The sequence below is a fragment of the Pseudofrankia sp. DC12 genome, from assembly GCF_000966285.1.
Lineage (GTDB): Bacteria > Actinomycetota > Actinomycetes > Frankiales > Frankiaceae > Pseudofrankia.
The window spans coordinates 3050354-3074147 of record NZ_KQ031391.1; the positions used below are offsets into that span (position 1 = coordinate 3050354).

The window sequence follows — 23794 nt, forward strand, 5'->3', positions numbered from 1 at the left end:
GAGAGCCAGGTCTCATCCGGGTTGGACCGGGCAAGGAGGTCGACGTGGATGTGGAGCCGGGTACGGCTGTGGTCCGGTTCGCGGCGCTGGGGCCGTTGGAGCTGCGCGCGGCGAACGGAGAGCCGGCGTTCATCGGGCAGCGCAAGAAGCGCCGCCTGCTCGCGCTGCTCCTGCTGCACGCGGGCGGCTGGGTGAGCACCGAGCAGATCGCCGTCGCGCTGTGGGAGGACGACCCGCCACGCTCGGCGCTCGGCAACATCAAGACCTACGTCTCCGAGCTTCGGCGGGTGCTGCCGCCCGCCTCGGACGGACATCCCGACGTCCGCGGCGCCGACTCGGGGTCCCCGCTGGGCCGAATCCTCAGCCGCGACGGCGAGTACCTGCTCCGCCTGGCACCGAACGAGTTCGACGTCGATCTGTTCGACGCGGGCGCGCGCGGGGGCGAGGAGGAGCTGGCCGCGGGGCGCCCGGCGGAGGCGACCGTGCTGCTCGACCGCGCGCTCGCGCTGTGGCGGGGCGAGCCGTACGACGACCTGCCGGCCGAAATCGCCGTCGCGGAAACCACCCGGCTGGCGGAGCTGCGTTGGGCGGTCTGGGAGAACCTCGTCGACGCCCGGCTGCGGCTGGGCCAGCACAACCGGGTGCTGCCGACCTTGCGCGCCCTGACGATCGAGCATCCGACCAGGGAACGGCTGTGGGCGCAGCTTCTGGTGGCGCTCGGCCAGGACGGCCGGCGCGCCGAGGCGTTGAACGCTTACCAGACGGTGTACCGGATGCTGACCGAACGGCTGGGCATCGAGCCTGGCGAGGACCTCCAGTTGGAGCACCAGCGCATCCTGAACGGCGATCAGCACAGGTGAGCCGGTCGGGACCGCGGGAGAGCGCAGGCAGGGATCTTGATGCCGCGACGTGAGCCACTCAGCGTGATGAACCGCCGCTGAACCAGACCCGGGCATGTCCCTACCAGGCCGCCGACACGGCGACCGACGCGGAGTGTCCACGAGGAACATGGAGGAGCCTGGGAAGGGACGGCGAAGCGCCTTCGCGGCGCAGGCGAGCATCGTCGCTCGCGCCGACAACGACCAAGGCGCCGCCGGTAGAGCCGGCGTTCTGGCGCAGGGGTCGGATGTCCGCCCTTCCGGCATGGGGCGCCGCCCACCGCGTCGGGAAACCGCCAGGCGGCCTCCTTCTGTGCGGCCTCCCGGCCGGCCGCCGCCGTCCAGCCGGGAGGCCACGAATCCCCCGTCCTCTGTGGCGCTCGTCAGGTATGACGGCCGCCGTCGCCCTTCCCAAGACTTTTCACCCTTCCCAAGACTTGGGCTTTTCGCCCTTCCCAAGACTTTTCCGCCTTCGGGCCGCGCCATCCACTCCAGGCCAGATTTACAGAGGGGTAATTGCGAAGTGCCGACAGAAAGTCCTGTCCCCGGCGTTCGCGGCCCACCGCGAATGGGAACACATTGAGCGACGAAATGCCGTCTCAGACGGCAGCCGATGAATGGAGGATCCGCCAATGAAGGCTCGTTACGAGACGCCGACACTCGACGCCGCCGGGGCATTCAGCCAGGTCACCGACGGCCGTTGGGGCTGGGGCCGTGACTGGCTCTGGCGAAGCTTCCCGCGCTACTACGGTGGTGGCGGCGGCGGTGGGGGTGGCGGCGCCATCATCATCGTGGGCGGTGGGCCCGGCGGTGGTGGCGGCGGCTGGTGATGCCGGAGCTCCTCGGTAACTGCCGAGCGGCGAGCGTATAGCTGCCGCTGGGAGCGGGCCGGCCGAGAATCGCGCGGCCGGCCCGCTGGCATTTCCGGCGAGCCTGAACCCGCCCGGAATCCGGAACCGCCCGGAAAGGATCGGCTGACGACGAGATGACCTATCCGTTGACCACGCCAGCACCGCTGGCCATGGCCGCACCCTGGTTCGTCGTCCTTCCGGACACTCCGGCGGGAACCGCCCTGGCCACCGGCATTCAAGCCTCGGATCCGGAAATCGCGGCACTACGGCGACCGTCGGGCCGTCCCTGGCTGATCGGCCGCTGGGCGCGTGACGAGATCGTCGACACGGTCGCCGGCCGGTCCCGGCTCGCCCTTCTCGGCTGCGCCGCGATCAACCACGACCGGCTTGCCAGGCGTCTGGCCCGCGCCGATGATGTCACCGCCCTCGACCAGATCGCCCTCGAGCTGCCCGGCAGCTTCCACCTGGCGGCCGAGATCGAGGGCCGTCAGCGGGTCCAGGGCACCGCGTCCGGCCTGCGCCGCGTCTTCCACGCCCCGCTTCCTGGCGACGGCGGCGTCATCGCCGGAGACCGGGCGGACGTCGTCGCCGCGCTCGCCGGCCTCGACCGGATCGATGTCGCCGCCGTCCTCCTCTGCCTCGTCGACCCGGTGGCGCCGCACCCGCTCGACGACCGCCCGCTGTGGCAGGGCCTCACGGCCGTGCCCCCGGAGCAATGGCTCTGCGTCGAGCCGGGACACGGCGCCGCCACCAGCCACCGGCGCTGGTGGCGGGCACCTGAGCCGACGCTCGACGCCGTCGAGGGGGCGGCCGCGCTGCGCCACGCGCTGGTCGCCGCGGTCGCGGCTCGGACGGCCGCGGGCGGGACCATCACCGCGGACCTTTCCGGTGGGCTCGACTCGACGGCCCTTTGTTTTCTGGCCGCCGGCGGCCTGGCCGCGCTCGTCCCCTATACAGGCATGGGCCGCGACCCCGCCGACGACGACGCCCGCTGGGCCGCACTGGCCCGGGCCGCACTGGGTGCCGGGGCCTTCGAGGTGCTCTCGCGCGACCAGCTCCCGCTCGTCTACGCGGGGATCGCCGGAGTTGAGGAGCGCCTCGACCGGCCCTTCATCGGAGTGATCGACCGGGCCAAGCTGCTCGCGGGGCTGCGTCTGGCCGCCCGCCACGAACCGAGGCTGCACCTGTGCGGCCTCGGTGGCGACGAGGTCGCGGAGAGCATGCCGAACTACCTGGCGGGCCTGGCTCTCGGCCATCCGATCGCCGCCTGGGGCAGGCTGAGGCCGCTGCGCGCCCAGGGCCGCTGGCCGCTCGCGGCGACGTTGCGAACGCTGCGGCCGCGGTCCTACCGGGACTGGCTGACGGCCCTGGCCGCGCCGCCCGGCGACCCGGCGGTGCGCGGCTGGCGTCTCCCGCGGCCGTCGGAGCGGATCCCGGAGCTGGACTGGTCGATGCCGCCGCGGATCGGCGTCTGGCTGACGTCCCAGGCCCGCGAGCTGCTGCGCGCGACGATCGAGGAGGCGTCCGCGACCGCCGAGCCGCTCGGGCCGACGCGCGACCGGCACGGCGACCTGTTCGCGATCCGGGTCGGCGCGGCAGTGGCCCGCGGCTTCGCACAGCTGGCCGCGCCGACGGGACCTCCGCTGGAAGCGCCGTTCTACGACGACCGGGTGATCGAGGCCGCGCTGGCCGTCCGGCCCGAGGAGCGGTCCACACCCTGGGAGTACAAGCCGCTGCTCAAGTCCGCGATGGCCGGGCTGGTGCCGGCCGCGTGCCTGCGGCGCGAGACGAAGGCGGAGTGCTCGGCCGAGGAGGAGGCCGGCCTGCGCGCGCACCAGACCGCGCTGCGCGGGCTGTTCGACGGATCCCGGCTGGCGGAGCTCGGGCTGGTCGACACGGACACGCTGCTCGGCCTCTGCCGCTATTCGGCGGCACCTGACCGGCACTACCTGGCGCTGCAGCAGACCGCCGCCGCCGAGTCCTGGCTGCGTGCCGGCGCGGGCCGGCCCTCCCCCGGCCCGCCCCACCAGAGCGCCCACCCGGCGACCGCCCCGGCCGCCGGCAGTCCCGAGCCCGAGCAGCTGGAGAGGACATGTTGACGTTGAACGGATCGGTGGTCTCGACGGACACCGACTACGGGACGGCGCTGCTGGACGAGCGCTCAGGTCGCTACTGGACGCTCAACCCGACAGCCTCCCTCGCCCTTCGGGTCCTGCTCGACGGCGGCGACCCGCCCCAGGCGGCCCGCGCGCTGCTCGACCAGTACGACGTCGCTCCGGCCACGGCGCGGGCCGACGTCGACAAGCTCGTCGACGAGCTGCGCGCCGCCGACCTGGTCACCGGCTCGGTCAGCGGATCGGGCATCGAGCCGCCCGCCGGGGTGACCCGGCCCGGCGTGGCCGGCTCGGCGACCAGAGGCGGCCACCACAGGTCCGCCACCCGCGCGCGACACGCCCTGCGCTCGGTGCTCGGCCGGCCGTCTCGCCCACGGGCGAACGATCGGTGAACACCGCGCCCACCAGCTCGCCCCGTGCTCGGGATCCCCGCCGGCCCGTGTTCGCGCGGAGTCCGGCGGACATTTGAAGGAGGTCGACGACGGTGACGATGCCGATGTCGATGCGCCGGCGCACCCCGGCGCCCCCGCTGGCCAGGCGGCTGCGGGCGAGCCTCGCGGTCGTGGTCGCACGGGCGCTGGCCACCCAGTCTCCAGCCAGGATCCAGGCCACGATGGCGGCACTCAGCCGCGGCGCCCAGCCAGCCAGCCGGGCCCAGGCGGAGGTGGCCAGGGCCGACGTGACCGCTGTCAGCCTGGTCTGTCGCGGCTCCCGGGGCTGTGTGCCGCGGTCGGTCGCGACGGCGCTGCTGTGCCGGATGTCCGGGACCTGGCCGACCTGGCGGGTCGGCGTGCGGACGGTCGCGCCGTTCGCGGCGCACGCCTGGGTCGAGGCGGCGGGCCAGCTCGTCGGCGAGGAGGAGCCGCCGGGCTACTTCCGGCCCTTGATGACGGTGCCCCCGCGGTCTCGAACCGGTCCGCAGCCGCCGGAGCAGGCCCGGCAAAGCGTCGACGTGCCGGCCGGACCGCCCCGGCCGGAGCGTCCCGAGGCGGTGGCCAAATGACCGGGTTGGGTTGGGGGAGGTCGCGTCCGGGCGGTTCCGAGCCGTACGGATCGCCGTACGCCGCCGGGCCGCCCGGCAGCGCCCGCCCGCCCGCCGGTGGGCCGCCGCACGGCCCCTGGCCGCCCGACGGCCCGGGACCGTTGGACGGACCAGGACCGATGGACGGACCAGGACCGATGGACGGGCCCATGGGCAGACCGCCGGCGATGGGTCCCAATCCGGGGCCAGGCGGGCGCGGACCCGGGCCTGGCGGTCCCGGCCGCCTGGGCGACGGCCCCGGTTGGGGACCGGGAGGCCCGGGCCGGGGGCCGGGGCCGCAGCGACGCCCCGACGGGTGGCAGGTGGCCCGGCTTTGGCGGCTGATGCGCGGCCACTCACGGCCGGTCGCTCTGGGCATCTCGCTGACCGTGATCGGCACACTGTTTGCCATCGTCCAGCCGCTGCTGGTCAAACGGGTGATCGACGCGGCCCAGCACGGCGGGGTGCCCGGCTGGCTGCTGGTCACCCTGCTGGGCCTGTTCGTCGGCCAGGCCGTGATCGACACGGGCGGCCACTACCTGCTGGAGCGCACCGGCCAGGGAATCCTGCTCGGGCTGCGGACCCGGCTGGTCAACCACCTGTTGCGGCTGCGGATCAGCGTCTACGACGAGCGCCGGATGGGTGACCTCATCTCCAGGGCGAACACCGACACGGTCGTCGTCCGGGAAGCGGTCGCCTACAGCTTCGCGACGTTCCTGACCAGCCTCATCGGGGCTCTAGGCGCCGTCGCGCTGATGGTCTACATCGATGCCCGGCTGTTCGCGCTGGTGGTCGGGGCGGTGGTCTTCGCGGCCCTGTTCGTGCTCAGTGCCCTGCGCCGGGTCCGGACGACCTCCGAACAGGGCCAGGCGAGCGTCGGGCGGATGACCGCCGACCTGGAGCGGTCGCTGACCGCGATCCGCACCGTCCGGGCGAGCCGCGCCGAGCAGCGTGAGGCCGACCGGATCGGCGTGCACACCCAGGAGGCCTACCGGCTCGGGATCCGGATGGCCCGGCTGAACTCCGTGATCGCGCCGGCGATGGAGCTGGCCGTGCAGGGCTCCGTGCTCGTCGTCCTGCTGGTCGGCGGTGTCCTGGTGGCGCATCACGTCACGTCGCTCGGTTCGCTGGTCGCGTTCCTGCTGTACGCGACGTACCTCGTCGTCCCGCTGTCCCAGCTGATCGAGTCGGCCGGGATCATGCAGCGCGGGCTGGGTGCGCTGGACCGCGTCGACGCGGTCTTCGACCTGCCGCGTGAACGGGACACCAGCCCAGCGGCCGCCCTCGGTGCCGAGCCCAGCCACTTCGGCGAGGACCCGGCCGTCGCTGCGAGTCCGGTCGACGAGGTCGGCGGCCAGCTGGTGCGGATCCTTCCGCCGGATGCCGCGACCTGGAGCGCGGACCGGGCTGCGGCGCAGCCCGCGTCCGCCGGGGTGGCCGCGCCTTCGGTCGAGTTCCGCGATGTGTGGTTCGGCTACACCCCGGAACGACCGGTGCTGCGGGATGTCTCGTTCACCGTGCCGCGCCGCGGCCACATCGCGTTGGTCGGGCCGTCGGGCGCCGGCAAGTCGACGGCGTTGGAACTGCTCGAGCGGTTCTACGACCCGGACCGCGGCGAGATCCTGCTGCAGGGCGTCGACATGCGCGAGTTGTCACGGGAAGCCGCCCGCAGCCAGGTCAATCTCGTCGAGCAGAACGCTCCGGTCCTCCAGGGTTCGCTGCGCGACAACATCACCTATGCGGCCCCGGACAGCTCCGACGCGGAGGTCGATGGCGCGGTCGAGCTGGCCCGGCTGGGCGATCTGGTCGCCCAGATGCCACGCGGGGTGTGGACGGAAGTCGGCGACCACGGCGTGCTGCTGTCCGGCGGCGAGCGTCAGCGGGTCGCGATCGCCCGGGCGCTGCTGGCGAAGCCGTCGGTACTGCTGCTCGACGAGCCGACGTCCCAGATGGACAGCGTCAACGAACGGGCCCTCACCCAGGTGATGCACGACATCGCCACGGAACGGGCGCTGCTGGTCATCGCGCACCGGATGTCCACGGTCCGGGCGGCCGACCGGATCATCGTCATGGACGAGGGCCGGGTGATCGCGACCGGAACCCACGAGGAGCTCGTCGAGACCTGCCCGCTCTACCGGCGCCTGTCGGCCACCGGCCTGGACCCGGCCGTCCCCGCCGGAGCCGCCACGACGGCCACCTGACCACGGCCTGGGGAGAACGCACCCTGGCGCTCTCCCCAGGCCGGTCAGCCGCAGACCGTTGGCACGCCGCATTTGTCGGCCCCCTCGCCGGCCGATCCGCCCGAATTGGGAAGGTTCGGGCGGATTTCCGGCTCCCGCGACCTTCCTGGCCGCCCCGATGCGCGCGGTTCAGCGGAACCCTTCGTGATGAGCGAACGGTTCGGTGAATCGCTCGCTCACGAGCGATCTATCGCGGCGACCTGCCGACTCGCGACGGCCGCGTTCCCAGCCAGGAATGCGCTTTACCGGCCCGTTCAGCGCGCGGCCGGGGCGACGCCACCGCCAGGCCGGCCGTTGACGTCGTAAAGATGGTGCACAGGATCATGCAGAAAGTAGCGAGAGAAGGTGTCGACCGTGAACCGGGCCCCGTCGGACCGTTCGCCGGCGCGCTCCCATTGCGGCCCGGTCACCGTCGCGAAGCGGGTCGCGATCCGCGCGGCCGCGCTCGCGAGGTCCTCCGCGACCTGGGCCGGGTCCTGCTCGCCGTACCGGCCGGCGACGGCCGTCACGTCCTGGTCCCAGTTCGGGTACCGCGGGTTGTCCTGGGTGAGCATCAGCACGAGGCGCTCGTCGTAGAGCCGCAGCACGTCGCGGACGTGGCAGCCGTACTCGAGCGGCGACCAGCGGGCCAGCGCGGGCCGGCGCCGCAGGTCCTGCGCGGGCTGGCCGGCGAGCAGCAGGCGCCACGCGGCCGCGACCCGCAGGACGTGCCCGGAGACGCCGACGGCCGGGAACGTCGCGGCATTGAACCCGCACTCCGGGCACGCACGGCCGAGGACCCAGGTCCAGTCCTTGTCATCCGGGACAATCGCGTCGTCAGAGGTCACGGCCCCACCCTAGTGCGGCCCCGCCATAGTCAGCCCGCCGCCTTGATCGCTATTTGCACCTTCCCGTGGTTGCCAAGCAGCCGTGAGTACGGCCGTGGGAGGGTCAAAACCGCGATCAAGATCGGCGAAGCCGCCGATCGAACGCGGCCAACACCGCCGGGGCCGGCACTAGCCAGTCCACGGAGGATTCCTCCTGCGACGCATCCGGCAGCCGCGCGCTCTTCGCCGCGGGCCTTGTTGGGGCAGTGGCCACCAATTGCCGTGGCCACCATTGCCTAGGCCGGCCGCTGGCCGCGGGTCTCATCCGTCGTGGCGGCCCGGGTAGTTACTCCGCAACCAATTTGCATGCATAGCGAGGCCCGTTTCCAACGGGCCTGGTGCCGACGCCTGCCGCACGGCCGTCGCCGACGCCGGTGCCGGTGCCGGTGCCGGTGCCGGCCGAGGCTGTCCGAAGGCCCTGCTCGTAGCTCGATCGACGCGTGGCACGCTCACCTCGTGACGAGCGCCGAGACGCACGACAGCATGCGCCGGGTCGAGGAGATCGCGTGCGCGCTCCCCCGAGGCGGTAGGCGTCGACATCAAGACCTGGGACGGTGAACCGGCCTTCCGCGTCCGCGGCAAGAACTTCGTCTTCGCCAACCCGCTGGGCACCCGGCTCGCCGTGAAGCTTCTCAATGACGAGGCCGCTGCCGGGCTCGCCGCCGAGCCGGACGCCAAGCCCGCCGGCTACGGACTGGGCCGCCATAGCTGGGTCTCGCTGACTGTCGCCCCCGACGCGGCCGAGGACCGCTGGGACCAGATCGCCGAGTGGATCCGCATCTCCTACACCCTCGTAGCGCCCAAGGCCCTGGCCCGCCTCGTCGACCCAGCCGGCTGACGACCATCCAGCCGCCCGGCGCCGGCATCCGCTAGGATGCGCAAGCAGCATCATGCGGGTGTAGTTCAGAGGCAGAACACGAGCTTCCCAAGCTTGCAACGCGGGTTCGATTCCCGTCACCCGCTCCACCGATCAAGGCGCCTGACCTGGGCCGTAAGGCCGGGGAGCACGCCACGGGCGGCACCAGTCATCGCGACTGCGGCACAGCCGCCCGAGACCACGCAGCAGCTCGGCGAGTCATACCTGATGGTCGCCGGAGGGCCGACAGCCGCGGTCGCCGGGCATGGCCCGCCGAGCCGGCCGGAATGGCTGTCCCGCCAACTCGGATCAGCTCTCGCCCGACAGGCCCGGTGCGGCACCGGAGTACGAGGGGTTCGCCAACCGCGCGCAGGCCGAAAGGCTGGCAGGCGCGGTCAGTCCTCGTCGGGGGTGGTTGGGGTGTGGAAGAAGCGGGGTTCGCGGCCGGCGGGCTGGCGGGGGTGCTCGTGCCGCGGGGCCGGCGGGATGTCGAGCGTCAATGGCAGGTTGGGATCGACGTGGAAGGGTTCGCCGTGGTGCATGAGGGTGATGCCCTCGCCCTCCTGCACGGTGTAGGTCGCCACCGAGTCAGTGACCTCGACGCGCAGGTGCCGGCCACGTACGCACAGGCCGAACGCCAGCCTGGACAGGCCCTCGGACAGCCGCGGCGCGAAGGTGAGCACGCTGCCGTGGTCACGCAGCCCGCCGAAGCCCTCCACCAGCGCGATCCAGGAGCCGGCGAGGGACGCCATGTGCAGGCCGTCCGATGTGTTGTGCTCGATGTCGTGCAGGTCCATCAGCGCGGCTTCCCGCAAATAGGCGTGCGCCAGCGCGAGATGCCCGCACTCGGCCGCCATCACGCCCTGTGGCGCCGCTGACAGCGACGAGTCCCGGACGCAGAGCCCCTCGTAGTAGGCGAAGTTACGCACCTTCTGCTCGGGGGTGAACGCGTCGCCGCGGCGCTGCATCGCCAGCACCAGGTCCGCCTGCTTGACGACCTGCTTGCGGTAGAGGTCGAAGTACGGGAAGTGCCGCAGAAGCGGGTACTGCTCGGCCCGGGTGCGTTCGAAGTCCCAGAGCTCGTGGCCGGTGAAGCCGTCCGACTGCGGATGGACGCCGAGGTTCTCGTCGAACGGGATGTACATGTCCTCCGCGGCGTCCCGCCAGCTCGCCGTCTCCTCGGAGTCGACGCCGAACTCCTTGGCCCGGTCCGGGTGGCGCCTCGCCGCGTCGGCCGCGGCGCGCAGGTTCTTCTGGGCCATCAGGTTCGTGTAGACGTTGTTGTCGGCAATCGCCGAGTACTCGTCCGGGCCTGTCACCCCGTCGATCCGGAACTTGCCGTCCAGGTCGTGGTGCCCGAGCGAGCGCCACAGCCGGGCGGTCTCGACGAGCAGTTCCAGCCCGACGGAGCGTTCGAAATCGAAATCCTCGGTGACGTTGACATAGCGGTCGACGGCGTCGGCGATGTCCGCGTTGACGTGGAACGCCGCCGTTCCCGCCGGCCAGTAACCGGAGCATTCCTCACCACTGATCGTCCGCCAGGGGAACGCGGCGCCGCGCAGGTTGAGCAGCTGGGCCCGTTCCTGGGCCAGTTTCAGGGTCGAATGCCGCCAGCGCAGCGCGTCGGCGGCCGCGCCGGGACTGGTGTAGGTGAGAACCGGCAGCACGTAGCTTTCGGTGTCCCAGAATGCGTGGCCGTCATAGCCAGGACCGGTGAGGCCCTTGGCCGGAATCGCGCGGCGTTCGGAGCGCGCGCCAGCCTGCAAGACGTGGAACAGGGCGAAGCGGACAGCCTGCTGCACCTCGGCGTCGCCGTCGACCTCGACGTCGGCTCGTTTCCAGAAGGCGTCCAGATACTCCCGCTGCTCGGCGAGCAGGCCTTCCCAGCCGGTCGCCCGGGCCGCGACGAGGGCGGCGGCGGCCTGGTCGCGCATCGCCGGCAGAGACCGCTGCTGTGACCAGCCGTAGGCCAGGAACTTCACGATCCGCAGCTTCTGGCTGGGCTTCAGGATGCCGGTGACGGTGACCCGCCCGGAGTTCGGCTCGCATTCCGACAGCACGCCGATCGACCCTGGGCCGTCGATCACATGGTCCATCGCCGCGGCCACCCGCATCTGGCTGTGCCGCGTGACGTGGACCAGCTCGACCGTGGTGTCCCGGGCAAAGTTGAGCTCCGGCACCAGCGGGGACTCGAGCACGGCCGCGGCCCGCGGATCGCCGGTGCGCTCGGGAAGCGTCTCGTTCGCCACCAGCTCCGACTGGACGACCACCCGGGGCGCGTCGGTCAGCGACTCGACCTCGTAGCAGATCGCGGCGACGGCACGCTGGGAGAACGAGACCAGGCGCCTGGACGTCACCCGCACGACCTGACCGGCCGGTGATTCCCAGTCGGTCTGGCGTACCAGCACCCCGTCCCGGAAGTCGAGGGAACGCCGGTGTGACCGCAGCTCGCCGTAGCGGACGTCGAGTGGCTCGTCGTCGACCATCAGCCGGATCAGCTTGCCGTTGGTCACGTTGATGACGGTCTGGCCGGCCTCCGGATAGCCGTAGCCCGCCTCCGCGTAGGGAAGCGGGCGTAGCTCGTGCACCGAGTTCAGATATGTACCGGGCAGGCCGTGTGGCTCGCCTTCGTCGAGGTTGCCGCGTAGACCGATATGGCCGTTGGAAAGAGCGAACAAAGATTCAGATCGGGCCGGATCTTCCGCGTCGAACCCGATCTCGCGCAGGCCCCACGGATCGACCGTGTAGGTCACGTTCTTGGTCACTGGCCGCGTCCTGAGGTCCCGCCCGAACACCGTCCGGTGCCCGCCACCGAGCTGCCCGACGCCGGATCGCCACCCGACGCCGGATCACCGGTGAGGAGATCGGCGAGGTCGCCCACGACGATGTCCGCGCCGTGCGCGCGCAGCGCTTCCGCATGCCCGCGCCCGACGCGGTCGACCCCGACGACGTAGCCGAACCTGCCGGCCCGCCCGGCCGCGACGCCGGCCTCCGCGTCCTCGAACACCGCGGCCCGCTCGGGCGGGACGCCGAGGTCCCGGGCAGCCGCGAGGAACGTGTCCGGCGCGGGTTTCCCCGCCAGGCCGCGCTCGTCGATCGTGACGCCGTCGACGCGGGCCTCCAGCAGGCCGGCGAACCCGGCGGCCTCGGCCACGGCGGCCGCGTTGGCGCTCGAGGACACCAGCGCGGGATGCTTCCCGGCCGCGACGCAGGCGTGCAGGTAACGCATCGTCCCCGGGTACGGCTGGACGCCATCCTTGGCGATCTTGTCCATGACCAGGATGTTCTTGCGAGTCCCCAGGGCGTTGACGGTAAGCCCGGACGGCGGGTCGTCGGCCGCGCCTTCAGGCAGGTGGATGTCCCGGGACGCGAGGAACGAACGGACCCCGTCAAGACGCGGCTTGCCGTCGACGTACTGCTCGTAGTCCCGTTCGATGTCGAACGGCTCCTCGGGGTCACCGGACCGGCGGGCCCAGCTGTCCAGGAAGTCGTCGAACATCTCCTTCCAGGCCCGGGCGTGGACCTCGGCGGTGCTGGTCAGCACCCCGTCGAGGTCGAAGAGCACCGCATCGATGTGCACGGGCAATCCGAGTGTGGCCACGGCTCCGCTTTCTCTCGTCCCGCCCGAGGACGTCCGCCGCAGCCAGGAGAGCGGCCCGGGCCGGCGGCACCGCACCGGCGCGACGGCAGCGCCGTGAGCCCTGGACGCGGAGCGGCGGAGGCGCCGTCGTGCCGGCGGACGGGCGCCAGGCGCCGTCCGACCCAGGTGCGCGAACGGGACATCCATGTCGGTCGTCCTACCCACGCCCGCTCGATCGACTCCGCCGCTGTCGCGAATCGTGGCCGGCCGCGAGCGGTTGAGGTCACAGATCGCGACCGCGGCCGGGGCGGATCCGGACGGCGGCGCCCAGATCGGCGAAGACCACCCGCTCCCTGCCCCGTTGCCAGACGGTCCAGTAGGTTGCAGGGCGTGTTGCTGTCCGACCGGGACATCCGGGCCGAGATCACCGCCGGCCGGGTGTGCCTCGATCCTTACGACCCAGGCCTGATCCAGCCGAGCAGCGTGGACCTTCGGCTGGACCGTGCCTTCCGGGTCTTCCAGAACCACCGGTACAGCCACATCGACCCGGCGGTCGAGCAGGAGGACCTCACCGAGCTGGTCGCGCCCGAGGGCGACGAGCCGTTCGTGCTGCACCCGGGTGAGTTCGTACTCGGCTCCACCCTCGAGGTCATCACGCTCCCGGACGACCTGGCCGGCCGGCTGGAGGGCAAGTCCAGCCTGGGCCGGCTCGGCCTGCTCACCCACTCGACCGCGGGCTTCATCGACCCGGGCTTCTCCGGCCACGTGACGCTGGAGCTCTCCAACGTCGCCACGCTGCCGATCAAGCTCTGGCCAGGCATGAAGATCGGCCAGCTCTGCCTGTTCCGGCTGTCATCGCCGGCCGAACACCCCTACGGCACCGCGATCTACGGCTCCCGCTACCAGGGCCAGCGCGGGCCCACCCCGTCCCGCGCCTACCGCGACTTCACCCGCGCCGCGGTGCCCCCGGTAGCCGGCCAGACCTGACCTGGCCGCGGGACCCGCTCCTAGAGCGTCTTCTTCTCCAGGTTCGCCGCGGCGGCCGGGCCGACAGCGAGCCCGGTCTCGTCGGCGTTGACGTCGACGGCCACCTCGTCGCCGTCGTGCACCTGGCCGCCGAGCAGCTCGCGGGCCAGCTGGTCGCCGACGGCGGTCTGCACCAGCCGGCGCAGCGGGCGGGCACCGTAGATGGGGTCGTTGCCCTTGTCCGCGAGCCAGTTCTTGGCCGCGTCGGTGACCGTCAGCGTGATCCGCCGGTCGGCCAGGCGGCGGCGCAGCCGGCCGAGCTGGAGGTCGACGATCTTCGTCAGGTTGTCCATGTCGAGCGGCGTGAAGATCACGTAGCCGTCCAGCCGGTTGATGAACTCCGGCTTGAACGCCTCCCGCATCGCGGCCTGGACCATGCTCGCCTGCGTCTCGACCGACAGGGTCGGGTCCGCGATGTACTGCGAGCCGAGGTTCGACGTCATGATCAGGATGGTGTTGCGGAAGTCGACCGTCCGGCCCTGCCCGTCGGTCAGCCGGCCGTCGTCCAGCACCTGCAGCAGCACGTCGAACACGTCCGGGTGCGCCTTCTCGACCTCGTCGAGCAGGATCACGCTGTACGGCCGGCGCCGGACCGCCTCGGTGAGCTGGCCGCCGGACTCGAAGCCGACGTAGCCAGGCGGGGCGCCGATCAGCCGGGCCACCGAGTGCTTCTCGCCGTACTCCGACATGTCGATGCGCACCATCGCGCGCTCGTCGTCGAAGAGGAAGTCGGCCAGCGCCTTCGCGAGCTCGGTCTTGCCGACACCGGTCGGGCCGAGGAACAGGAACGAGCCGGTCGGCCGGTCGGGGTCGGCGATGCCGGCCCTGGCGCGGCGCACCGCGTCCGAGACGGCCCGGACGGCCTCGTCCTGCCCGATCACCCGGGCATGCAGCTCGTCCTCCATCCGCAGCAGCTTGGCGGTCTCGCCCTCCAGCAGCCGGCCGGCGGGGATGCCGGTCCAGGTGGCGACGACCTCGGCGACGTCGTCCGGGCCGACCTCCTCGTTCAGCATCGGCTCGGCCGCGCCGCCGCCCTTGGCGCCGAGCGCGGCGGCGGCCTCGGCCAGTCGCTTCTCCAGCGCCGGGATGGTGCCGTGGCGCAGCTCGGCCGCGCGGGCCAGGTCCAGGTCGCGCTCGGCGATCTCGGTCATCCGCCGGGCCTGGTCCAGCTCCTCGTTGAGCCGCTGCACCTCGCCGATCGCGTCCTTCTCGCGCTGCCAGCGGGCGGTGAGCCCGCCCAGCTCCTCGCGCTTGTCCGCGAGCTCGCGGCGCAGCCGGTCCAGGCGGGCCTTGGACGCCTCGTCGTTCTCCTTCGACAGCGCCATCTCCTCGATCTCGAGGCGGCGCACGGCCCGCTCCAGCTCGTCGATCGCGACCGGCCGGCTGTCGAGCTCCATCCGCAGCCGCGAGGCGGCCTCGTCGACCAGGTCGATCGCCTTGTCCGGCAGGAACCGCGCGGTGACGTACCGGTCCGACAGGGCCGCTGCGGCAACGAGCGCGGCGTCGGTGATCCGCACACCGTGATGGACCTCGTAACGCTCCTTGAGGCCACGCAGGATGCCGATGGTGTCCTCCACCGACGGCTCGCCGACCATGACCGGCTGGAAGCGACGCTCCAGCGCCGGGTCCTTCTCGATGTGCTTGCGGTACTCGTCGAGCGTGGTCGCGCCGATCATCCGCAGCTCGCCGCGGGCCAGCATGGGCTTGAGCATGTTGCCGGCGTCCATCGCGCCCTCGGCCGCGCCCGCGCCGACGACGGTGTGCAGCTCGTCAATGAAGGTGATGATCTGGCCCTCGGCCTCACGGATCTCGTTGAGCACCGAGGTCAGCCGCTCCTCGAACTCGCCGCGCAGCTTCGAGCCGGCCACCATCGAGCCCAGGTCGAGCGAGACGATCCGCCGGCCGCGCAGCGACTCGGGCACGTCGCCGGCGACGACCCGCTGGGCCAGCCCCTCGACGATCGCGGTCTTGCCGACGCCCGGCTCGCCGATCAGCACCGGGTTGTTCTTCGTCCGCCGCGACAGGACCTGGATGACTCGGCGGACCTCGGCGTCGCGGCCGACGACCGGGTCCAGCTTGCCGGCGCGGGCGCGCTCGGTCAGGTCCAGCGAGTACTTCTCCAGCGCGCGGTAGGAGCCCTCCGGGTCACGGCTGGTCACCCGGCGGGCACCACCACGGACCGTCTCGATCGCGGCGCGCAGCCGGTCGGCCGTGGCGCCGCCGGCGGTCAGCGTCCGGCCGGCCTCGCCGCCCTCCTCGGCCAGCGCGATGACCAGGTGCTCGACCGAGGTGTACTCGTCGCCCAGCCGGCCAGCCTCGCGCTCGGCGCCCTCGAGCACGGTGACCAGCTGACGGGACAGCTGCGGGGGCGAGACGCTCGTGCCGGCCGCGTGCGGCAGCCGGCCGACGGCGTTCTCGGCCCGCTGGCGGATCGCGTCGACCGAGGTCCCGGCGGCGGTCAGCAGCGCGGTCGCGATGCCCTCCGGCTGCGCGAGGAGCGCGGTCAGCAGGTGGAGCGGGTCGACGAGGGGTGATCCGCCGCCAGTCGCCCTTGAGATGGCGGAGGCCAGCGCCTCCTGGGAGCGGGCGGTCAGCCGGTCAGGGTTCATGCGGTTCCCCACTGGTCATCGTCGTCGGTGGCTACGCCGTTTGAGGCGCCTGACTCGTCCTGACCTGACTCGTCCAGATCAGGCCCGTCCAGCGTAGCTTGCGCTAAGCATACCTGAGTCGCTGTCACTCAACCTAGCGACGGTCCCCGGAGTTCCTACCGCAGAATGTTCCCCACCTACCGCACGCCGACCATGAGCCGGACAGCGTGCCGACGAGAGCCAGGGCAACCGTCCCGACGTGAGCACCGGCCCTGGCGGGCGCCGGAGCGACTCGTCGACCGTCACGGGCGGGGGCGACGAGTCGCAGCAATGCCTGGGTGGCTCATCGGTGGCGTCCGAGAAGGCGCTCCAGGGCGCGCAGGGCGGCGTCTTCCCCAACCAGCCCGGCGCCGAGTTCGTCGAGTCGAGCGCTCAGGTGCTGAAGGCCGGTCAGGCGGCGGCAATCCGCGACCTGCTGGCGAGCCCACGCTATGGGACCTGCATGCTCCAGTGGGCGGTGCGCATCACCTCCCAGACGACGCAGGCCCAGGTCGTCGGGTCCAGCCTCGTGCCGACGACGAAGCCCGCCGGGGCCGCATACCGCCTCACCGCCAAGATCATGGTGACCGATCCCAGCGATCCCGGCATGCAGCGGCCCATCCTCACGGACACCGTGACCAGGCTCGCGGGCGATGTCGAGGCAGACGTCGTCGTCACCAGAACCTCGGTCGACGGCGACCCCCTTCAGCCTGACGACGCACTCGTCTCCGCCATGGCGGCTCACCTGCTGAAAAGCTCCCCGCGATCTTCTGAACCCTGGGTGTCAGTCAGGGCTTGGCGGACGGCCAAGCAGCCTGTGGACTCCGTCAGACTCGCCGGATCTGGGCTGACCGCTGGGCTTCGGCTGGGACGCCCGCGGTCAGCGGACCGGGAAAGTCAGCGGCGGGGGCCTGGGCGCCAGACGACGATGGCGCCGCGGTCGACCGGGACGAGGTCGCGGCGATGGCTGGCGTGGGCCTCGGCCACCCGGCGGTCCGCCTCGGCCCTGGCCGTGGCCAGCTCCTCGTGCAGCCGGAGCACCTCGGCCTGCAGCGCCAGTACCTGGGCGCCGAGCTGGAGGATCTGGCGGATGCCCTCGAGATTGACGCCCTCCTCCTGGGAGAGCCGTTGAACCTCCCGCAGCAGCGCCACATCACGCGCCGAGTAGCGCCGGCCGCGACCGGCCGTCCGGCCGGGAGTGACCAGGCCGAGCCGGTCGTAGGAGCGCAGCGTCTGCGGATGCATGCCGGCGAGCTCGGCGGCGATCGAGATGACGTAGACGGGCGCGTCGTCGTCGTGCGCCGGGCCGCCCCGCCCGGGCAGCGGGTACGAGGGTCGGCCGGCAGCGCGGGGACCGCCAGGGTCACCCGGGCCGGCGCGGCGCCCAGCGGCGCCTCGGGCCTCGTCGTGCCGGGCGTCGGGGCCGAGCGGGCCCGCCGCCTTGTCCGTCGGTGGGTCAGAGGTCCGGTTCGCGCGTGGGTTGTTCATCTGACCTGCCTCACTTCCGCTCCGGCTCGGGGAGCCGATCGAAGTGCCTCCCCCGCAGGACTGCGTCTTTCTCAGGTTGCTGCGGACCTAGGCCGCTGGCCGCGACTTCCGGGTCAGATGGACGCCCTTACCGGCGAGCTGTTGGTCTGGATGCTGGGCGCGGCGCCCGGGGCGCCAGCCCGGGCGGGCCAACCGCCCGCGTACGCCCTACTGCTGCCCGAGCTGTGCCATCAGGGCCTCGCGGGGGTCACCCGGATGCGCCAGCGCGAACTCCTGCAGCGCCGTCCTCGCCTTCGGCGACAGGTCGGTGGGCTTGGGGACCGCGACCTCGACGGTGACGATCAGGTCGCCGCTGCCCCCGCCCGTCTTCGGGACGCCCCGGCCCTTGGCCCGCAGCCGTTTGCCGCTGGAAGTACCCGGCGGCACCTTGACGGTCAGCGGCGCGCCGTCCAGGGTCGGCACCCGGACCGACGCGCCGAGAGTCGCCTCGCTGAAGGTGATCGGCAGCGCGATGGTCAGGTTCGGCCCCTCCCGGCCGAAGACCGGGTGCGGCTGGACATGCACGGTGACCTCGAGGTCACCGGGGCTGCCGCCGCGCTCGCCGGGGGTGCCCCGGCCGCGGACCTTCAGGCGCTGCCCGTCGGCGACCCCGGCGGGGATGCGGATGCGCTGCTCCCGCTCGCGACGGCCACTGCCGTGGCAGTCCGGGCACGGGTGGTCGATGAGCTGGCCCTTGCCCAGGCACTCACGGCACGGCTCGGACAGCGCGAACCCGCCCTGCGAGCGGGAGATCACGCCGAGCCCGCGGCAGACGGGGCAGGTGCGCGGCATCGTGCCAGGCCGGGAGCCGAGCCCGTTACAGGTGGTGCAGGTCGCGGCGCCGGGAATCCGGACGGCCGCCTCCAGACCGGTCAGTGACTTCTCGAACGAGATCGTCACCTCGGCCTCGATGTCCACGCCCCGCTTCGGGCCGCGACCGGGCGACTGCCGCTGGAAGAGGTCGCTGAACCCGCCGAGCAGGTCGTCCATGTTGATGCCGCCGGAGGCGCCGGCGAACCCGCCGCCCGCGCCGGTCCCGGCGTAGCCGCTGCCGTACCCGCCGCTGTTGCCGGGGAAGCCGCCCGGGCCGCCGGAGAAGCGGCCGGACTGGAACAGGGCCCTGGCCTCGTCGTACTCACGTCGCCTGCGCTCGTCGGAGAGGACGTCGTAGGCCTCGGAGATCTCCTTGAAGCGCGCCTCGGCCTTGGTGTCACCCGGGTTCTTGTCCGGGTGCAGCTCGCGGGCCAGCTTGCGGTATGCCTTCTTGATGTCCGCAGCCGGCGCGTCCTTGGGAACGCCGAGAGCGGCGTAGTAGTCCTTCTCGACCATGTCGCGAACACTCACGGCGCCCCTCCTCTCTTCATGATTTCCTCGCCAAGCCCACCGGGGCGCCTAATCCACGCCCACCGCCCCGGCACCCGTCGCTCCGATTGTCGAGCGAGGCTCGAGCACGGAGCTCCGGGGGCCGGGTCGCGGGCGAGACGATCTCACGCGTCGGTGTCGTCCGCTGGCGGCGGGGCGTCGGTGCCCGCCGAGTCGGCGGGCTCTGGCTCGTCGGCCGGCTCGGCCACGGCGACCTGGGCGACGCGCAGCACCCGGCCGCCCATCGAGTAGCCCGACCGGAACACCTGCACGCAGGTCGGTGCCGTGACGTCGCCCCGGTAGGAGTGCATCAGCGCCTCGTGCAGCACCGGGTCGAACTCGTCGCCGACCGCGCCGAAACGCTCCAGGCCGAGCCCTTCCAATGCCACCTCGAGCGACTCCGCCACCGACTTGAACGGGCCTTCCAGGTCGCCGTGGTCACGGGCGCGCCCGATGTCGTCCAGGGTGGGCAGCAAGGCGCCGAGCAGCCGTCCGGTCGCCTGTTCGGCGATCATCTGGCGGTCCCGTTCCACCCGGCGCCGGTAGTTGTCGTACTCGGCCTTCAGTCGCTGCAGGTCCGCGGTACGTTCCTGCACCGCGAGGTTCAGCGACTCGATCAACGAAAGCAGCTCGGCGTCGCCCGTGGCGCCGGACCCGCCGGTGGCCGCCCCGGCCGCCGCCGACTCGCCGCCGGCAGCGGCCTCGGCTGCCGCCCCGGCGCGGACCTCCCCGCTGCGCGGGTCGATGCGCCGCCGGTCGCGCACCACGACCGGCGGTTCCTCGGCCGAGCCCGCGTTGTGCGGCGAGCTCACTGCTTGCCCTCCTCATCGACGATCTCGGCGTCCACCACGTCGTCGTCGGCCTGGGCACCAGCGGCGCCGCCGGCGGCACCAGCGGCCTGGGCCTCGGCGTACATCGACTGGCCCATCGCGGTGCTGGCCTTGCCGAGCTCCTCGGTGGCCGTGCGGATCGCGGCGATGTCGGTGCCCGCGGTGGCCGCGCGCAGATCGGCCAGCTTCTCCTCGACGTCCGCCTTGATGGTCGCCTCGACCTTGTCACCGTTCTCGGCGAGGAAGCGCTCGGTCGAGTAGACCAGCGACTCACCCTGGTTGCGGGTCTCGGCCTCCTCGCGGCGCTGCTTGTCCTCCTCGGCGTACTGCTCGGCGTCGCGGACCATCTTCTCGATGTCATCCTTCGGCAGCGCGGAGCCGCCGGTGATGGTCATCGACTGCTCCTTCTGGGTGCCGAGGTCCTTCGCCGAGACGTGCACGATGCCGTTCGCGTCGATGTCGAAGGTGACCTCGATCTGCGGCACGCCGCGCGGCGCCGGGGGCAGGCCGGTCAGCTCGAACATGCCGAGCTTCTTGTTGTAGGCGGCCATCTCGCGCTCGCCCTGGAAGACCTGGATCTGGACGGACGGCTGCGAGTCCTCGGCCGTCGTGAAGATCTCGGAGCGCTTCGTCGGGATCGTGGTGTTGCGCTCGATCAGCTTGGTCATGATGCCGCCCTTGGTCTCGATGCCCAGGGACAGCGGGGTGACGTCGAGCAGCAGGACGTCCTTGACCTCGCCCTTCAGGACGCCGGCCTGCAGGCTCGCGCCGACGGCGACGACCTCGTCCGGGTTGACGCCCTTGTTCGGCTCCTTGCCACCGGTCAGGTCACGAACCACGTCGACGACGGCCGGCATCCGGGTGGAGCCGCCGACGAGGACGACGTGGTCGATCTGGGCGACCTTGATGCCCGCGTCCTTGACCGCCTGCTGGAACGGGATCTTGCAACGGTCGATCAGGTCCTGGGTCATCCGCTGGAACTCGGCCCGGGTCAGCGAGACGTCCAGGTGCAGCGGGCCCTCGGCCGACGCGGTGATGTACGGCAGGTTGATCGTGGTCTGGGTCGACTGCGAGAGCTCGATCTTGGCCTTCTCCGCCGCCTCGCGCAGCCGCTGCAGCGCCATCTTGTCCTTCGCCAGGTCGACGCCGTGCTGGCCCTGGAAGGTCTTGATCAGATGGTCGGTGATCCGCTGGTCCCAGTCGTCACCACCGAGGTGGGTGTCGCCGTGGGTGGCCTTGACCTCCACGACGCCGTCGCCGATCTCCAGCAGGGACACGTCGAACGTGCCGCCGCCGAGGTCGAAGACCAGGATCGTCTGCTCCTTCTCCCCCTTGTCCAGGCCGTAGGCCAGGGCCGCGGCGGTGGGCTCGTTGACGATCCGCATGACGTTCAGGCCGGCGATGGTGCCGGCCTCGGTCGTGGCCTGCCGCTGGGCGTCGTCGAAGTACGCCGGGACGGTGATGACCGCGTCGGTGACCGTCTCGCCCAGGTAGGCCTCGGCGTCGCGCTTCAGCTTCTGCAGGATGAAGGCGCTGATCTGCTGCGGGGTGAAGTCCTTGTTGTCGACCTTCATCTTCCAGTCGGTGCCCATGTGGCGCTTGACCGACCGGATCGTCCGCTCGACGTTGGTGACCGCCTGACGCTTCGCGACCTCGCCGACCAGGACCTCGCCGTTCTTCGCGAAGGCCACAACCGACGGGGTCGTGCGCGAGCCCTCGGCGTTCGCGATGACCGTTGGCTCGCCACCCTCAAGCACGCTCACGACGGAGTTCGTGGTGCCGAGGTCGATGCCGACCGCTCGTGCCATGTCTGTGTGCCTCTCGATCTGATGACACCCGCCACGTCTGCGTACGCGGGGCCGCCGTTTCGGTCTGTGGGTCCGTTCGCGGGGCCGACCGAGACGGTCGATCCGGCCGCGAGGCCGTTGAACGCTGACTCTAAGTCAGCCGACGGTACGGACCCAATGGATTGAGTGTGGTCCACTCAGGATCGTCTTCCCACTATAGCGCTCGAACCTGAGTCTCACTGGCTCAACCTTACAGAGCCGGCTTCTCTTCCCGACGGCTATCCACGCCCAAGGGCGAAATAACGCGACGGCGCGTCACCAAGCGGTGACGCGCCGTCCAGTCATTACGGCACAGCGGGTTCCGGACGAACGCCCGGCGGTCAGACTTCCGGGCCACCCGGCGTATCGTCCGTGCCCGTGGCGGGCGGGTCCGACTCCGAGCGGACGGAGGCGAGGCTGGGGCGGCCGCCTGGCCGGCGGCGGGGAACCCCCCGGCCGATCGGGCGCAGCGAGCGGATGATGCTGTCGCGGTCGTCCGGCGAGCCGGGCCCGTCGCGGTCCGCCGGCTCGGGAAACTCCTCAATGCCCGGCGAGTCGTCCGGGCCGGGCGGGATGCCGACCCTGGCGAAGCCGTCGCCCCCCCGGGACAGCTGAGCCTCCAGCGTGGCCAGCCGGTCCAGCAGGTCGGTGGCGTCGCCGTCGCGGTCGCGGATCGCGTGCAGCGTCTCCATCAGCATCAGCCACTGGTCACGGCCGATCGTCACCTGCTCGAGCGACCGGTTGTCGACGAACGGCGGGAACAGCGTCCTCGCCGCGGCCACGACCTCCTTGACCTCGACCGGGTTGAGCCGGCGCGGCCGGTCACGGGCGAAGTCGAAGATCCGGCGGATGTTGATGATCGTGACGCCGAGGACCGCGCCGTCCTTCCAAAGGACGTCGGCCTCGGTCATCACCATCACCGGGTACACGGACAGCTTGATCAGCGGAATTCTGGCCTGCAGCTCGGCCTTGATCTGGGTCCCGAGGAAGGCGTCCCGCTCGATCGCCGCGGTGAGCGGCTCGCTGTCGACGGTCGCGACCTTCTTCGTGTAGCGGACGACGCCCTTGCGCGGCTCGCTGTTGATGACCAGCACGCCGGCCGGGCCGATCACCAGATGGCCGACGACGGCGTCCGCGCTCGGTACCTCAAGATCGTGCAGGACGGTCCAGCCGGCCCGCCGCAGCCGGGCCAGCGCCCGCGCGGTCTTGCGCTCGGCCTCGGCGCTGAGGCGCATCGTCTCGATCTCGTTGTCGCGCCCGAACACCGACGCGACGATGACCGAGCTCCACCCGACGACGATCAGAGCGAGGACCGCGAACCCGACGCCACCGGGCAGACCCACGCCGAAGGTCAGGACCAGGCAGACCAGCAGCCCGACCGGCACCGATTTGGCGAGCGAACGTGGCAGCACCCGGCCGAGCCGGTCCCGGCGGACCAGGGCCTGATGCTCGCGGCCGCGTCGATACTCCGAATAGAGGTAGGAACCCGGCTGCCCGGTCCTGGTGTTCGTCGTAGCCGGCCTGGTGATCGTCGCCATCGTGCCCACCGTGGTTCGCAGGGTTGTCGGGGCTCGGTACTGGGGCCCATGAGGTCTTCCGGCCTGGCGCGAATGGCGGTTGGGCGCGCCACGTGGCCAGGGTGGGGACATGCGGTGCGCGGGATCTCTGCTCGCTGAATCCCTGCCCGCAGCGTTCCCGGTGAGCAGTGTTCCGAGTGAGCAGCGTTCCCAGTGAGCAGTGTTCCCATTTGTGGTCTCTGTTGCGACTGAGCGTAGCAGCGGCCGGCGGACGTCGATGGCCGAACCAGACCCTCGGGGCCGCGACCTGCCGACCCGGCCGCCTGCCGGCGGGGCCGGCCGCCCGCCCGGTCGCGGCTAGGTCGATGATCCCTCAAACAGGATGGCCTGCCCACCCGGATGAACCGAATCGCGGCGAAGGGCGCCGGACAACTCGTGCCGGTCGCAGCGGGCCGTGGAGCGATCGTCCCCAACGGGCGCGGAGCGCCCGCCGGACGCTCCGTCTCGGGGTCCCTGCCGGATCGACGGCAGGGTTCCTACCGGATCGACGGAGTGGATCTGGGTGGTCGGCGATCGGGGAGGTCCGGGGCGCGGGGCGCCCTCCCCGCGCTTGTTGCCGCATGACGTGGAAGTCTGGGGTGGGAGCGGTCAGGGGTTGGGATCCTGGCCGGGT

Annotated in this window: 17 protein-coding genes and 1 tRNA gene; 9 read left to right on the forward strand and 9 right to left on the reverse strand. The window is 71.8% G+C overall.

Features of this window, described 5'->3' with window-relative positions:
- The first annotated feature begins 44 nt into the window (after nucleotides 1-44).
- The 6 genes from FRADC12_RS12105 (at nucleotide 45) to FRADC12_RS12130 (ending at nucleotide 7065) form a co-directional block, all read left to right on the forward strand.
- On the forward strand, nucleotides 45-860 hold the full coding sequence (locus tag FRADC12_RS12105; RefSeq protein ID WP_052710867.1) for an AfsR/SARP family transcriptional regulator: 816 nt from the start codon (nucleotides 45-47) through the stop codon (nucleotides 858-860).
- A 650-nt stretch (nucleotides 861-1510) separates the two neighbouring features.
- Nucleotides 1511-1708, forward strand: coding sequence for a lasso RiPP family leader peptide-containing protein (locus FRADC12_RS31205; RefSeq protein ID WP_045876722.1), 198 nt, complete (start codon nucleotides 1511-1513; stop codon nucleotides 1706-1708).
- A gap of 155 nt (nucleotides 1709-1863) precedes the next feature.
- A complete protein-coding gene (locus tag FRADC12_RS12115) occupies nucleotides 1864-3828 on the forward strand; it encodes an asparagine synthase-related protein (RefSeq protein ID WP_045876723.1) in 1965 nt (654 codons plus the stop codon).
- Nucleotides 3822-4235 (forward strand): lasso peptide biosynthesis PqqD family chaperone, encoded by a 414-nt coding sequence (locus FRADC12_RS29630; protein ID WP_084010613.1) that lies wholly within the window; start codon nucleotides 3822-3824, stop codon nucleotides 4233-4235. The genes FRADC12_RS12115 and FRADC12_RS29630 overlap by 7 nt, the downstream gene beginning before the upstream one ends.
- 98 nt (nucleotides 4236-4333) lie before the next feature.
- The gene (locus tag FRADC12_RS12125) at nucleotides 4334-4846 is read left to right on the forward strand and encodes a lasso peptide biosynthesis B2 protein (protein ID WP_157489135.1); all 513 of its coding nucleotides are present in this window, start codon (nucleotides 4334-4336) and stop codon (nucleotides 4844-4846) included.
- Nucleotides 4847-5004: 158 nt separating this feature from the next.
- On the forward strand, nucleotides 5005-7065 hold the full coding sequence (locus FRADC12_RS12130; RefSeq protein WP_052710869.1) for an ABC transporter ATP-binding protein: 2061 nt from the start codon (nucleotides 5005-5007) through the stop codon (nucleotides 7063-7065).
- Nucleotides 7066-7358: 293 nt separating this feature from the next.
- Here the strand turns inward: FRADC12_RS12130 and FRADC12_RS12135 are convergent, their stop codons facing one another.
- Nucleotides 7359-7931: a DinB family protein gene (locus FRADC12_RS12135; RefSeq protein WP_084010615.1), complete on the reverse strand. Its 573-nt coding sequence runs from the start codon at nucleotides 7929-7931 to the stop codon at nucleotides 7359-7361.
- A gap of 643 nt (nucleotides 7932-8574) precedes the next feature.
- Between FRADC12_RS12135 and FRADC12_RS12140 the strand changes: the two genes are divergently transcribed.
- Together FRADC12_RS12140 and FRADC12_RS12145 are read left to right on the forward strand one after the other, a co-directional pair.
- Nucleotides 8575-8808: an MmcQ/YjbR family DNA-binding protein gene (locus FRADC12_RS12140; RefSeq protein WP_232304151.1), complete on the forward strand. Its 234-nt coding sequence runs from the start codon at nucleotides 8575-8577 to the stop codon at nucleotides 8806-8808.
- Nucleotides 8809-8862: 54 nt separating this feature from the next.
- A tRNA-Gly gene (locus FRADC12_RS12145) sits at nucleotides 8863-8936 on the forward strand.
- Between the two features lie 285 nt (nucleotides 8937-9221).
- Here the strand turns inward: FRADC12_RS12145 and FRADC12_RS12150 are convergent.
- Both FRADC12_RS12150 and FRADC12_RS12155 read right to left on the reverse strand, forming a co-directional pair.
- Nucleotides 9222-11591 carry a glycoside hydrolase family 65 protein gene (locus tag FRADC12_RS12150; protein ID WP_045879480.1) on the reverse strand — a complete coding sequence of 790 codons (2370 nt, stop codon included), beginning with the start codon at nucleotides 11589-11591 and terminating at the stop codon, nucleotides 9222-9224.
- Complete coding sequence (locus FRADC12_RS12155; protein ID WP_232303748.1) at nucleotides 11588-12406, reverse strand: beta-phosphoglucomutase family hydrolase; 819 nt, start codon at nucleotides 12404-12406, stop codon at nucleotides 11588-11590. The genes FRADC12_RS12150 and FRADC12_RS12155 overlap by 4 nt, the downstream gene beginning before the upstream one ends.
- Nucleotides 12407-12796: 390 nt before the next feature.
- Here FRADC12_RS12155 and dcd point away from each other — a divergent pair, with 390 nt between their 5' ends.
- Entirely contained in the window at nucleotides 12797-13393 is a 597-nt protein-coding gene (gene dcd, locus FRADC12_RS12160; protein ID WP_045876726.1) for a dCTP deaminase, read from the forward strand.
- Nucleotides 13394-13413: 20 nt separating this feature from the next.
- Here the strand turns inward: dcd and clpB are convergent, their stop codons facing one another.
- From clpB to FRADC12_RS12195, 6 genes are all read right to left on the reverse strand, one after another.
- Nucleotides 13414-16041, reverse strand: a complete 2628-nt coding sequence (gene clpB / locus FRADC12_RS12165) for an ATP-dependent chaperone ClpB (protein ID WP_045876727.1) — start codon at nucleotides 16039-16041, stop codon at nucleotides 13414-13416.
- 915 nt (nucleotides 16042-16956) lie between these two features.
- Entirely contained in the window at nucleotides 16957-17547 is a 591-nt protein-coding gene (locus FRADC12_RS12175) for a heat shock protein transcriptional repressor HspR (RefSeq protein ID WP_045876729.1), read from the reverse strand.
- 207 nt (nucleotides 17548-17754) lie between these two features.
- The gene (gene dnaJ, locus FRADC12_RS12180) at nucleotides 17755-18930 is read right to left on the reverse strand and encodes a molecular chaperone DnaJ (RefSeq protein ID WP_045876730.1); all 1176 of its coding nucleotides are present in this window, start codon (nucleotides 18928-18930) and stop codon (nucleotides 17755-17757) included.
- Between the two features lie 143 nt (nucleotides 18931-19073).
- A complete protein-coding gene (gene grpE / locus FRADC12_RS12185; RefSeq protein ID WP_045876731.1) occupies nucleotides 19074-19760 on the reverse strand; it encodes a nucleotide exchange factor GrpE in 687 nt (228 codons plus the stop codon).
- Nucleotides 19757-21586, reverse strand: a complete 1830-nt coding sequence (gene dnaK / locus FRADC12_RS12190) for a molecular chaperone DnaK (protein ID WP_045876732.1) — start codon at nucleotides 21584-21586, stop codon at nucleotides 19757-19759. Before dnaK ends, grpE begins: the two co-directional genes overlap by 4 nt.
- Before the next feature lie 359 nt (nucleotides 21587-21945).
- Entirely contained in the window at nucleotides 21946-23142 is a 1197-nt protein-coding gene (locus FRADC12_RS12195; RefSeq protein ID WP_045876733.1) for an NERD domain-containing protein, read from the reverse strand.
- Nucleotides 23143-23794: the final 652 nt, after the last annotated feature.